This window comes from Streptomyces apricus (genome assembly GCF_008369065.1).
In the GTDB taxonomy this organism is placed as follows: Bacteria; Actinomycetota; Actinomycetes; order Streptomycetales; family Streptomycetaceae; genus Streptomyces; species Streptomyces apricus.
This window is the reverse complement of the sequence record NZ_VDFC01000040.1, coordinates 403,923-415,982: the sequence shown is the minus strand read 5'-3', so window position 1 is coordinate 415,982 and position 12,060 is coordinate 403,923. Positions and strand designations below refer to the sequence as shown.

Sequence of the window (12,060 nt, the reverse complement as noted above, 5' to 3'; positions counted from 1 at the left end):
GCCCCAGGGACGGGAAGGGGCGGCGGGGGCGAGGAATCCCTTACGCCCGGTCCTCCAGGTAGCGCGTGTGGGACTCCTGGCGGCGGGACTCCGCTTCGCGGAGTGTCGCCGCCAGTGACGTCAGCTCCTCGTGCAGCAGCCCCAGCTGCCGCTCCAGATGCCGCTCCGGCGACTCCGCCCCTGGCGCCAACCGCACCCACCACCGCGCCCGCACATACGCGTCGACCGCCTCCGGCACATCCAGCCGCACGGCCCGCGACAGCACGTGCACCCCCTCCGCGTCCCGCGCCAGCACCTGCGCCACCCAGCCGGGATCGAGCAGCCCGTCGAGCAGCTCCGTCAGCTCGGTGAGCCGGCCGGCCGCGGCGGGCGGCAGTCCGACGTCCGCCAGATAGGTCCGCAGCCGGCCGAAGTCGGCCCGGACCCCGTCCAGCCGGGCGCGGGCGTCCGGGAACTCCGGCACCGGCGGCCGCTCGGGCGGCGCGAMCAGCGCCCCGGCCCCGTACAGCCCCGCGACGACGACCGGCCAGTACGCCCCCGCGACCCCCGCGAACGTCAGCGCGAGCCCCGCGATCCCGCAGGCGCTCCCGGCGAGGTTCTTGCGGGACTCCAGGTAGCCGAAGAACCTGCTGCTCTCATTGGTAGCCACGGATCTCCCTGAAGGCTCCGTCCAGCGAGCCCTTCTGCGCGTCGAAGAGGCGGCCGCCGGTCAGCTCGGCGAGGTGGGCCAGCTCGTCGCGGTCGGAGTCGCCGAAGAGGATGGGGAAGACGGGAATGCGCCGCTCGGCCCCGGACAGCCGGGCGTGGAAGCGGTCGAACTCCGCCGGGCCCGCGCCGCGCGTGTTCTCGCCGTCCGTCATCAGCACGATCGACGTGAACGTGTCGCGGTCGGCGCCCAGGTGCGCGTACGCCTTCCGCAGCGACGTGTAGATCGCGGTGTCGCCCTCCGCGGTGAGCGCCCGGGTGTCGCGGCGGATCGCGTCGAGCCCCGTACGCGGGTCCTCGGGCCGCACCACGTGCGTGCGGACGCTCTTGACGGCCGAGCCGAACGGCATCAGCGTCACCTCCTCGCGCTCGCGGAAGTCGCCGGTGAGTCCGGTGAGCGCCTTCTTGAGCCGGTCGAGGCGCCCGTCCTCGCGCATCGAGCCCGAGGTGTCGAGCACGTACACGGTCCGCGAGGGGCGGCGCAGCTCGTTCTCGTAGGAGTCGAGGAGCCCGTCGGCGACGGATCGGCTGCCGGGGAAGGGCAGTTCGCGGCGCCGGGCGGTGTCCAGGCCGGCCGCGGGCGGCACGGAGGGGACGACGGGGCGGCGCAGCGTACGGTCGGTGATCAGCTTCTGGACCGCCGGGGCGCGCAGGGCCCCGGCGAGCCGGCGGACGTCCTCGCGCGCCTCGCGGCCGCTGGACGCGAGCGAGGAGAGCGGGTAGTCGGCGGTGAGCACGCCGTCGCGCGGGCGGATCACCGTCAGGTCCTTCCGCGACGCCAGCACCGACTCGTAGTTGAGCAGCGCGTCGACGTCACCGCGCCGGTCGTACGCCGCCGCCAGCCAGCCCGAGGACCCGGACGTCAGCTGCTGGCCCCCGAAGAACCGTCTCAGTTCGGGCGCCGCCCGCCGCACGTCCGCGTCGGTGAGCGCCGACTGGGCGCCGGAGAGGGCCGAGGCCACCGAGACGAGCGTGGAGAAACCGGAGTGGGAGCGCGAGGGGTCGGTCATGCCGTACGTCAGGCCGTCGTCCCGCACCGCCTCCTCGACGTCGGTCCAGGTGACGTCCGCGGGCCGCCAGCCCAGCCTCCGCACGGTGGCGGTCCGCACCCCGATCGCCAGCGGGCTGGACATGACCGGGGTCTCGGACACGACCTGCCGCGCGGCGGCGGGTTCCAGGCGCAGATAGTCGTTGGAGGAGAGCCAGAGCGCGTCGTACGCGTCCTTCGCCCCGCCCTTCGCGAGCAGGTCGACCGCGTCGAGGGTGCCCATGTAGGTGGGCCGGACCGTGATGCCGGTGTCCTCGCGGACCCGCTCCAGCACGTCCTTCATGTCGGAGAGCTCGCTGGAGGCGAGGACCCGCAGGGTGCCGGGGACCGGCCCCTCGGCGGGGCCCGGTCCCTCCGCGGACGGCGTGCATCCTGCCGTCATCACCGCGACCACCGCCAGCGCGGCGGCGGTCGCCGCCAGGCGCGGATGTCTCATGCCGGGCCCCCTTCCAGGGCGCCCTGGGAGCGGCTGCGCTCCAGGTACGCCGTGGCGTGCTGCAGTTCGGAGGTCAGCGAGTCGACCGTCGCGGCCATGGTCTCCGCGGCCTGGACCTTGTACGTGTCGATGGCGTCCAGGGTCCGGTAGATCTGCTGGAAGGCCGAGCGCAGCGTCTCGGCGCCCACGGCGGGGTCGGCGGCGATGCGCTGGATCTCGCCGCTCTGGGTGGCGAGCATCTCCGCGTTGCCGCGGATCAGGTCCTCCGTCGTGCCGCGCAGCGCGTTCACCTGCTCGACCACCTTGCGCTGGTCGTCCAGGGCGGAGGCGAGCATCACGGAGATGCGCAGCGCGGAGACCGTGGTGGTGGCCGCCCGGTCGACGCCCTTGATCAGCTCCTCGTTGCTGCGGCGGACCACGTCCATCGCCAGGTAGCCCTGGGCGCACACCGCGAGCTGGGTGAGCAGGTCCTGGTGCTTCTGCCGTACGGGGAACAGGACGTCGGCGCGGAGCGTGTCCGCCCGCTCCGGGTCCTGCGCCTCGACGCCGGCGATGTGGCTCCCGACCGCCGCGTCCAGGGCCTCGGTCAGGACGACGTACTCCTGCAGCCTGCCCATCGACTCCCAGAGGCGGACGCGCTCGGTCTGCAGCGCGGCGTTGTCGCGCCGCAGCTCGTCCTGGCCGCCGCGCAGCGAGCCCACGATCCGGTTCAGGGTGCCCTGCGCGGAGGCGTACTTGGCCACGTGGTCGCGCAGCCTGTTGCCGCCCGGCAGCCGGGACAGCAGCCTGCGGGCCTTTCCGCCGGGCAGGTCGCGCGGGTCCAGGTCCTCGACGGTGCGCCGCAGTTCGACGAGCGAGGACGAGACCCGGGACCGGGCGTCCTCGCCGTTCGCGGGCAGGGCGCGGATCGTGCGCTCCAGCATGCGGTTCGACTGGGCGGCGGCGCCGCGCATCTCACCGGTGCCGAGGGCGACGACCTCGCCGATCCGCCCGGCGAACTCGGGGGAGCGGGCGTCGAGCACGGCGAGCCCGTCGACGTACTCGGCGGCCTTGCGCGCCATGTCGGTGCGGACCGCCTCGTCGACCGGCACGAGTCCGCCGGCCTTCTCCTTCGGCACGGCGGCGACCGGCTCGGGAGGGGTGAGGGTGAAGGTGTCTTCGAGGTTGCTCATGTGCGGTTCCCCCTACGTCCGGGCCCGGCGGGCCATGTCGTGCAGCACCCCGGAGGCGGGCACGGGCGCCTGCCGGACGCCGGTCAGCTTCTGGTCGAGGTACGCGGTGTGGGCGGCGGTGGCTGCCGCGAACTCGGTGGCCACGCCCTGCGGCCGGAACCCGTGCCGGACGGCGAGCTTGCGCAACTCCTCGTCGGTGCCGAGGAGTTCACCGAGGGCGCGCCCCTCGTCCGTGAGGGGGACGACGGTGTGGTCGCTGTTCGCGGTGGTGTCCGGGTAGAGGACCACCAGGTCGCCGGCGTCCTGGCCCCGGCCGAGGAGCGAGGCGACCTGCGACTCGTACACCAGGACCAGCGGGTTCCCGACGCCGCTGACGAAGTCCCGGAACGCCGCGTCCGTGCTGGTCTGCTGGGAGCCCTGGACGCTGATCAGCTTGCGCATCAGGGGCGCCGTGCGGCCGACCGCGGCGGCGCCGTCGGCGACCCGGCCGCCGTCGGCCACGTAGGAGGCGGCGGCGAGGTACAGGGCGCCCGAGTTGGAGCTGGTCGGGTCGGTGGTGGAGATGAACAGCGTGCCGCTCAGCTCACCGTGCTTCTGCGCGCCCTTGAGCTGCTGCCAGGTCCTGTCGTCCCCGGCCGCCTTCAGGTAGGCGCCCATCTTCAGGGTGCCGTTGCCCTTGCCGCCGAGGGACGCGAGGCCGTTGCCCGCCAGCACCTCGGCCGCGCTGCGGTGCGCCACGACCACGAGGGGCGAGTAGAAGGGGCGCGGCAGGGGCTGCCGTACGCCGTACTTCGCGGCGAGCTCCCCGGCGGGCGCCTGGCTGGAGGGGAAGGCGAAGTCGTACCCCTTGAGGTCGAGTCCCTCCATGGCCCAGGACCCGGAGGTCTCGGTCTCCACGGTGTAGCCCCTGGCAGCCAGGGCCTCCACCACGTCCGGGTCGGCGAAGAACTCCGCCTTCTCCGACCCGATCACTGCTCGCACGGTCTTCGTTGCCGTGCTGCTGTCCTGCTCTTCGCGGCCCGCTACGACGGCTGCTGCCACTCCGCCGATCAGGAATACCGCCAGGACGATGGCGATGATTCGTCTCACACCCGGAGCGTGCTCCCGGAACTCCACGTTCCGCCCCACACCGGATGAACACCGGGTGACCACCCCATCCCAGTACCAAACCGGACCTCCAGCTACCGCTTGGCTTTTCAGGGGCGCGGGGAACTGCGCGGCCAGCCCCCACCGGCCCGCACGTGGAAACAACGCAGGCATGCCAAAAAGGGCCGCACCTGAAAAAGGTGCGGCCCTTCCGGGCGTGCGGGGCGCCCGGTCCGCACGTCGCTGCGGGTGCGCGCGGACCGGGGCCGATCGGGGAGGCCCGACAGGGCCTCAGCGAGCGCTGAGCGCAGGCGCCGCAGCCACAGCCGCGTGCGCATCCATCCGCTCGGCGGCCAGGATGGCCACCGCGGTGTCCGCCCGCGACGCGGCGACGACGAGCACCCGCCCGGCGAGCTCGTGCGCCCGCCGGTGCAGCCCGGCGGACAGCGGCGCGAGCCCGTCGGTGGCGGCGTCCGTCACGGCCGTCCCGGTCGTCACGGACGCCGCGGCGGCCGAACGGACCGGCGGACGCCCACCGCGCAGCCGCGTCACCTGCTCGACCAGCCGCGAGGCGGCGGCATCGAGCTCGGCGGACGGCTCCAGCGCACGGAGCTCGTCCGTGACCGCGAGCAGGGCCGCCAGATGACCGGCGAGCTGGATGTCCAGCTCCTCCTCGCGCGACCGGTGGGGGAAGTCGGCGGTGCCGGCCATCGTGTGGACCGACTTGGTGCGGATCGGTTCGTACATGGGAGACGGCCTCCTGTATCTGACAGGAAACCATCCTAGCTTAGAACTCGTCTAAGTTTGACCAAACTCAGAAAACAGCAGCGGGCGATCACGCAAGGTGACCGCCCGCTCCGGCGTGAGCATGCGTCAGCGCTGCCCGTACCCGTCCAGGAAGTTCCCGATCCGGGTCACCGCGTCCGTGAGGTCCCGCGCGGTCGGCAGGGTGACGACCCGGAAGTGGTCCGGTTCCGGCCAGTTGAAGCCCGTGCCCTGCACCACCATGATCTTCTCGCTGCGCAGCAGGTCCAGGACCATCCGCCGGTCGTCCTTGATCTTGTAGACCTTCGGGTCGAGCCGCGGGAAGAGGTAGAGCGCGCCCTTGGGCTTGACGCAGGTCACGCCCGGGATCTGGGTCAGCAGCTGGTGCGCCACGTCCCGCTGCTCCCGCAGCCGCCCGCCGGGCAGGACGAGGTCGTTGATGGTCTGCCGGCCGCTGAGGGCGGCGACCACGCCGTGCTGACCGGGCATGTTCGCGCAGAGCCGCATGTTGGCGAGGATCGTCAGCCCCTCGATGTACGAGTCGGCGTGCGCCCGCGGACCCGAGATCGCCATCCACCCCACGCGGTACCCGGCCACGCGGTACGCCTTCGACATGCCGTTGAAGGTGAGGGTGAGCAGGTCGGGGGCGACCTTGGCGGTCGGGGTGTGCACGGCGTCGTCGTACAGGATCTTGTCGTAGATCTCGTCCGAGCAGACCAGCAGGTTGTGGCGGCGGGCGATGTCGGTGAGGCCCTTCAGCATCGCCTCGTCGTAGACCGCGCCCGTCGGGTTGTTCGGGTTGATGATCACGATCGCCTTGGTGCGGTCGGTGACCTTGCGCTCCACGTCGGCGAGGTCGGGCATCCAGTCGGACTGCTCGTCGCAGCGGTAGTGGACGGCGGTGCCGCCGGAGAGGGACACGGCGGCGGTCCACAGGGGGTAGTCCGGCGCCGGTACGAGGACCTCGTCGCCGTCGTCCAGCAGGCCCTGCATCGCCATCACGATCAGCTCGGACACGCCGTTGCCGATGAAGACGTGCTCGACGTCCGTCTCTATGCCGAGGGTCTGGTTGTGCATGACCACCGCGCGGCGGGCCGCGAGCAGGCCCTTCGCGTCGCCGTAGCCGTGCGCGGAGGACACGTTGCGGAGGATGTCCTCCAGGATCTCCGGGGGGCACTCGAAGCCGAACGCCGCCGGGTTGCCGGTGTTGAGCTTGAGGATGCGGTGACCCGCCGCCTCCAGACGCATCGCCTCCTCAAGCACCGGGCCCCGGATCTCGTAACAGACGTTGGCGAGTTTGGTGGACTGGATCACCTGCATGTCCGCGAGCTTACGGGCGGGTAGGGGTTGTCGGGCGGTGTTTCCGCCACGTGAGACATCCGTCTCGGGCCGGCCGAGATCCGACCCCGGCCCTGGCCGGCTGCGACCGGGTGGGGGCCGATCGCGCAGTTCCCCGCGCCCCTGAAGACCCCCGTGCGGGCCGGTGGGGGTTGATCGCGCMGTTCCYCGCGCCCCTGAAGGGCGCCCCCGCACGGGCCGTCCGGCAATGTGTCCGGAGCGTGAGAGGAGGCTGCTCATGGTGGCCCTCGTCTGCTTCAATGGAGGTATGGCCAGCTTCCAGGAGTGCATCGCTACGGGTCGGCACGACCTGGAGCCCTTCTGGCCTTCCCGTCAGCACCACGACTTCGACCGGGTGTGTTGTCGCGCGGCGAACGCGCAGGCCCTCTAAAGCCGCATCCCGGCCTTCGGCCCGCGCGCACGGCGTACGTCCTCCGACGACCTCTCGCGCGAAAAGAGCTGACACCCCATGGCGAACACCCGCCCCTTCTCCTCCGTGGCCACCGCCTCCGCATCCGCCCCCGCCCCGTCCGCCGGTCCGGCCCGCCACCGGCTGCGTGCCGTCGACCGGGACGAGGTGGTCGACGTGACGGACCTCCTCCCGCCGGGCGCCACCTGGCTGCCCGCTCCCCCGCACACCCTGCCCACGCTGCCGGGCCGGCCCCCGATGATCGGGTACCTGGTCCTCGTCCCGGCCGACCAGCCCTCCCTGCTGCCGGTCGCCGTGCCGGAGGGCGGGGCTCCGGCGCCCGAGGAGACCTGTGAGTCCGGTGAGTCCTCCGCCGGCTTCCCCGTACGCGTCGACACCGTCCGGCGGACCGCGACGGTGGACGGGAAGCCGCTCGACCTGACCTACCTGGAGTTCGAGCTGCTCGCGCACCTGGTGGCGCACCCGCACCGCGTGCACACCCGGGACCAGTTGGTCACCACGGTGTGGGGCTACGGGCACGTGGGCGACGGCCGCACCGTGGACGTCCACATCGCCCGGCTGCGCCGCAAGCTCGGCGCGGAGCACCGCAACACCATCCGGACCGTACGCCGCGTCGGGTACAAGTACGCGCCCGCGAACGGGAGTTGAACCGGCTCCGGTCGAGGGAGTGCGTGGGGCCGGCCCGGTGCGCGGCCCCACGACAGCGACGAGGCGGGCGGCCGGGCGGGCCGGCCCGCCCGGAGCCGGAGGTTTTGGGGCCGATGGCCCAGGGAAGGTCGAATGCGGTGATCGCAACCCGACCCGCGGTGCCGGAACGGACGATCGCCGGCGGCCGTCCGGGGCCGGCCCGCACACCAGCCGGAAGTTCCGCTTCCGTTGAACGACATTCAAATAAGTGGCCTCAACTCCCTTTGTTTCAGGGGCATCTGGCCCCCTTGCGCCGGGATTGCGCCACAGAACTCCCATGAATTCCCGAGGCTTCTGAACGCCTCAGGAACCTCCTCCGTATTCAAGGCTGCCGCTTCACCTCCTGTCGGGCGCCTCGATGCCCCCGCAAGGAAGCCAGAGGAGTTCCATGGGACGCACGAACCGAAAACGCCGCTCCACGCTCGCCAACCGGGCGATAGCCGCATCGGCGGCTCTCGCGCTGGGTGGCGGCGGTCTGCTTGCGGCCAACATCTACGCTTCCGCCGGGGAGGGCAAGAACTCCACGCAGAACGCGCAGACGACGGCCGCCTCGGTGGCCACGATCAAATGCCCCGACGTGGGCCAGCAGCTGCGGAACGTGCCCCAGCGCGCCCGCGCCGGTGTGGACAAGGAGCTGGCCGCACTCGACCAGCAGATCACCGAGGCGTACGCCCGCCTCGCCTCGACGCGCCAGGCGCAGGCGGGTGACGCCGGCTTCGTCCAGAACTCGATCCTCGGCCCGCTGAACTCCAAGCGCACGGCGACGATCGAACGCATCTCGATCAACATCAAGCGGGGTGGCGGTACCGCTCCGAGCGGTGTCGGCAACCTCTCCAAGTGCACCGGGTGGTCGGCCGGACAGCCGAACACCAACGCCGGCCAGGGCAACAACGGCCAGAACAACGGCGGCCAGGGCCAGGGCAACAACGGCCAGGGCGGCAACGCCGGTCAGGGCGGCCAGGCGAGCCAGCCCCCGGCCGGCGGCGGAGCGAGCCAGCCTCCCGCCGGCGGCGGCCAGACGGGCAACGGCGGCCAGGGCGGCAACGGCCCGGTGGCGGCCGACTTCCAGGACATCAGGACCGTCCAGCCCAGCAACAAGCGGGGCGTGGGCGCGAACGGTCTGGCCGCCAACGGCCGGAGCGGTTCGCGGGGCACCTTCACCACGAGCTGCGGCACCAACGGGAACGACAACCACAACACGGACAACGTGATCGTCGCCCCCGGTGTCACCAACGGCGCGCACCACCTGCACGACTACGTCGGCAACCAGAACAACGACGCCTTCGCGAGCGACGAGGACCTGGCGGCGTCCGAGACCACCTGCCAGAACCAGGGCGACAAGTCCTCGTACTTCTGGCCGGTGCTGCGCCTGCAGGACGGGTCGCAGGACTTCGACCAGAACAACGACGGCGGCGGCAAGGAGGGCAACGTAGGCAAGATCCTCCAGGCCAGCCAGGCCCAGCTCAAGTTCGTCGGCAACAAGAAGGGCAACGTCGTCGCCATGCCGACCGCCCTGCGCATCATCACCGGTGATGCCAAGGCCTTCGTCAACGGCCTCGCGAACGCCAACACGAACTGGAGCTGCACGGGCTTCGAGAACCGCCAGCTCACGGACAAGTACCCGATCTGCCCCCGGGGCAGCTCCGTGGTGCGCACGACCAACTTCCAGAGCTGCTGGGACGGTCAGAACATCGACAGCGCCAACCACCGCTCGCACGTGGCGTTCGTCCAGGCGGACGGCACCTGCGCCAACGGCTTCAAGGCGATCCCGCAGCTCCAGGTCCGGCTGGTCTACAAGGTGGCGGCCCCGACCATCCAGAACGGCACCGTGAAGAACGCGTTCGCGGTGGACTCCTTCCCGGAGAACCTGCACAAGCCGATCACCGACCACAACGACTTCATCAACTTCTTCGACGCGAACACGATGAACAAGATGGTCAACTGCATCAACACCGGCAAGCAGTGCAAGTGACGCACCACGGGTGAACCGCTGACGCGGTGCACAGAACAGACAGAAGGGAAGGCCGGCCACGGAGATCCGTGGCCGGCCTTCCCTTTCGTGTCCACGTCCGACGAGCCCGGCGCGCCCATCGCGCTCAGCCGCTGTGGCCGGGGTGCGCCGATCCGCTCCCGCCGGAGTGGCCGCCCGAGTGGTCGGTGCCGATCTCCATGTCGCCGCCGAGGGTGCCGCGCAGCGCCCGCACCGTCTTCTGCTCGGCCACGGCCACCCACTTGCGGCCGACGAGGTAGAAGCCGCCGTAGTCCTTGGCCCCGTCGAGCCACTCGCGCTGGCCGCGGTCGGTGGCGAAGGTGGCCAGGATGAACTTGCCGCCGACATCGCTCTTCTGGCAGACCGCCTGGCGGATCTCGTCGGCGTCCGTCTGCATGTTCGGGGAGCAGCCCACTTCGTCGGCCAGGTGTTCCAGGCTGCCGGTCGCCGTCTCGGGGACCTTCTCCCCCTCGTCGTCCGAGCCGCAGCCCGTCAGGACCAGCAGCCCCACCGCAGCACTGACCGCACCGGCCGCCAGTGCCTTGCGCGTCGTCCTCATCCGTACCTCCGGTCCGTTCCGGCGGCCCACGCCGCCGGGGGCCCTCGCGGGGCCCCGTCTTCGATACGGCTCCCGCACGCTCCGTGCTCAACGCGAGGCGGCCCGGCGCGGGCCGGTCGTGCGCCCAGTCTGCTGGAAGGGGGGCCACAGGGGGCGGGGAACCCGGCTGAAACGGGATGCCGGCCGTGGGACGCCTGTGCGAGGCTGGACCGGTGACGGAAGAGAGCACGGCCGCGCGGACGGCGGCGGACACGACGGCGGATCCCGCGGCGCCTCCGGCGCACTGGGAGGAGCGCGTGGCGGCGGCCTGGGCCGGCTTCGAGAGCTCCCCGGAGACCGACGCGGCGGTCTTCCGCGCGGTGATCGACACGCTCGTCGCCGAACTGCCGCACGACAGCCCGGTGGGCCCCTTCGAGCGGGCCTGCGCCTGGGACTCGACGGGGCACTCGGACCGGGCCGTGCCGCTGTACCGCGAGGCCCTGGAGCGCGGCCTGGACGGCTACCGGGGCCGCCGCGCGAAGATCCAGCTGTCCAGCTCGCTGCGGAACATCGGGCAGCCGGCCGAGGGCGTCAAGCTGCTGTCCCCCGAACTCGTGGCTCCTTCCGACGAGTTGGACGACGCGGTACGGGCCACGCTGGCGCTGTGCCTGGCGAGCCTCGGCCGGGAGCGCGAGGCCCTCTCGCTCGCGCTGGGCGCCCTCGCCCCGCACCTGCCGCGCTACCAGCGGTCCATGGCGAACTACGCACGCCTCCTCGTGGAGCCGGAGGGACAACTCCCGGCAAAGTGAGGCCGGTCCAGGTGACCATCGCCGGATTCGCTCGTTCTGCTGAACGTGCAGTCACAGGATGTCGCCCCGCGCCCCCGCCCCGCATCAGCCGCCGTCCCCGGAGCGGAGGTCGGCGTCGAGCAGGCCGAGGCCGCGCTCGTCGAGCACTACCCGCGGCTGGTCCGGCTCGCCTACCTGGTCCTGCCGCCGAGCCTCGGCCGCAACCGCCGGGTGCTCACCGCGCACGCGCTCACCCAGCGGGCCCTGCCCCGCGGCCGGGCCTCCGGCGACCCCGCGGTCCTGCCCGCCCAGAAGGGCGCCGCTCGGAGCCGCGACACCGATCCCGGCTACGCGTACGTACGGCTGCGCGTCCTGCGGGCGGCGCTGGAGGCGGGCCGGCCGCTGTCCTTCCGGGCCCGGCCCACCCGGGCCCAGCTGCCGCCGCTGCTCCCCCAGGTGTGGGGCCTGCGGCTCTTCCCGCGCTCGGGCGGCGCCGACGAACTCGCCCTGGACCAGCGGCTCTCGGCCCTGTCCGCGCCGGCCCGCGCCGCCCACGTCCTGCGCGGCCTGGAGGAGCTGTCCGACGCCGACGTCCGCGCGGTGCTGACGGCGGCCGGCGAGGCGGACCCGGCCGCCGCCCTGGCCGAGGCGGACGCGCGGGGCGGGGCCGCGGGCGACGCCGCGCTGCTGACCTCCCCCGAGTTCGACCCGTGCTCCCTGCAGGCCCGGCCCACCGACCTGGTGCGCCGCCGCCAGCACCTGAAGGCGGCGGTCGCCGCGGCCGCCGCCGTGGCGGTGTGCGCGGCGCTCCTGGGCATGCCGGGGGACGGCTGGGGCCCCGACGGCGCGGCGGCGCCCCCGTACGCGCGCAATCCGGCGGCCCAGGCGGCCCTGCAGCCCGGGAAGCTGACGCGGGTGCCGGCCGCGGCCTGGGAGTCGTCGGCGCGCACCGACTTCTCGGTGTGGCCGGCGCGCGGGGAGCTGACCGGCGACCAGGCCCTGCTGCGCCGCGCGCTCGCCGTCTGGGCGCGGCCGGGCGAGTCCGTGCAGGTCTCGGCGACCCCGGGGACCCAGGCG

The 12,060-nt window shown here is 72.7% G+C and carries 10 protein-coding genes and 1 pseudogene; 4 read left to right on the top strand and 7 right to left on the bottom strand.

The window, feature by feature from the left end; all coding sequences use genetic code 11:
- Window positions 1-40: 40 nt before the first annotated feature.
- The 6 genes from FGF04_RS14795 to FGF04_RS14770 all read right to left on the bottom strand — a co-directional run bounded on the left by FGF04_RS14795 (window position 41) and on the right by FGF04_RS14770 (window position 6,532).
- A complete protein-coding gene (locus FGF04_RS14795) occupies window positions 41-649 on the bottom strand; it encodes a hypothetical protein (RefSeq protein ID WP_149511763.1) in 609 nt (202 codons plus the stop codon).
- Window positions 636-2,189, bottom strand: a complete 1,554-nt coding sequence (locus tag FGF04_RS14790; RefSeq protein WP_149511762.1) for a substrate-binding and vWA domain-containing protein — start codon at window positions 2,187-2,189, stop codon at window positions 636-638. Before FGF04_RS14790 ends, FGF04_RS14795 begins: the two co-directional genes overlap by 14 nt.
- On the bottom strand, window positions 2,186-3,361 hold the full coding sequence (locus tag FGF04_RS14785) for a toxic anion resistance protein (RefSeq protein ID WP_149511761.1): 1,176 nt from the start codon (window positions 3,359-3,361) through the stop codon (window positions 2,186-2,188). The genes FGF04_RS14790 and FGF04_RS14785 overlap by 4 nt, the downstream gene beginning before the upstream one ends.
- A 12-nt stretch (window positions 3,362-3,373) precedes the next feature.
- A complete protein-coding gene (locus FGF04_RS14780) occupies window positions 3,374-4,450 on the bottom strand; it encodes a substrate-binding domain-containing protein (RefSeq protein WP_149511760.1) in 1,077 nt (358 codons plus the stop codon).
- Between the two features lie 288 nt (window positions 4,451-4,738).
- A complete protein-coding gene (locus FGF04_RS14775; protein WP_149511759.1) occupies window positions 4,739-5,194 on the bottom strand; it encodes an SCO4983 family protein in 456 nt (151 codons plus the stop codon).
- A gap of 126 nt (window positions 5,195-5,320) precedes the next feature.
- Window positions 5,321-6,532 (bottom strand): pyridoxal phosphate-dependent aminotransferase, encoded by a 1,212-nt coding sequence (locus tag FGF04_RS14770; RefSeq protein ID WP_149511758.1) that lies wholly within the window; start codon window positions 6,530-6,532, stop codon window positions 5,321-5,323.
- 487 nt (window positions 6,533-7,019) lie between these two features.
- Between FGF04_RS14770 and FGF04_RS14765 the strand changes: the two genes are divergently transcribed.
- On the top strand, window positions 7,020-7,628 hold the full coding sequence (locus FGF04_RS14765; protein ID WP_149511757.1) for a winged helix-turn-helix domain-containing protein: 609 nt from the start codon (window positions 7,020-7,022) through the stop codon (window positions 7,626-7,628).
- A 427-nt stretch (window positions 7,629-8,055) separates the two neighbouring features.
- Window positions 8,056-9,639 carry a DUF1996 domain-containing protein gene (locus FGF04_RS14760; protein WP_149511756.1) on the top strand — a complete coding sequence of 528 codons (1,584 nt, stop codon included), beginning with the start codon at window positions 8,056-8,058 and terminating at the stop codon, window positions 9,637-9,639.
- Between the two features lie 124 nt (window positions 9,640-9,763).
- Here FGF04_RS14760 and FGF04_RS14755 read toward each other — a convergent pair whose 3' ends face one another.
- Window positions 9,764-10,216 (bottom strand): hypothetical protein, encoded by a 453-nt coding sequence (locus FGF04_RS14755; protein ID WP_149511755.1) that lies wholly within the window; start codon window positions 10,214-10,216, stop codon window positions 9,764-9,766.
- Window positions 10,217-10,428: 212 nt separating this feature from the next.
- Here FGF04_RS14755 and FGF04_RS14750 point away from each other — a divergent pair, with 212 nt between their 5' ends.
- Together FGF04_RS14750 and FGF04_RS14745 are read left to right on the top strand one after the other, a co-directional pair.
- A complete protein-coding gene (locus FGF04_RS14750) occupies window positions 10,429-11,004 on the top strand; it encodes a tetratricopeptide repeat protein (protein WP_408055620.1) in 576 nt (191 codons plus the stop codon).
- Between the two features lie 45 nt (window positions 11,005-11,049).
- Window positions 11,050-12,060 (top strand): annotated as a pseudogene (locus FGF04_RS14745) (hypothetical protein); the annotation flags it as partial.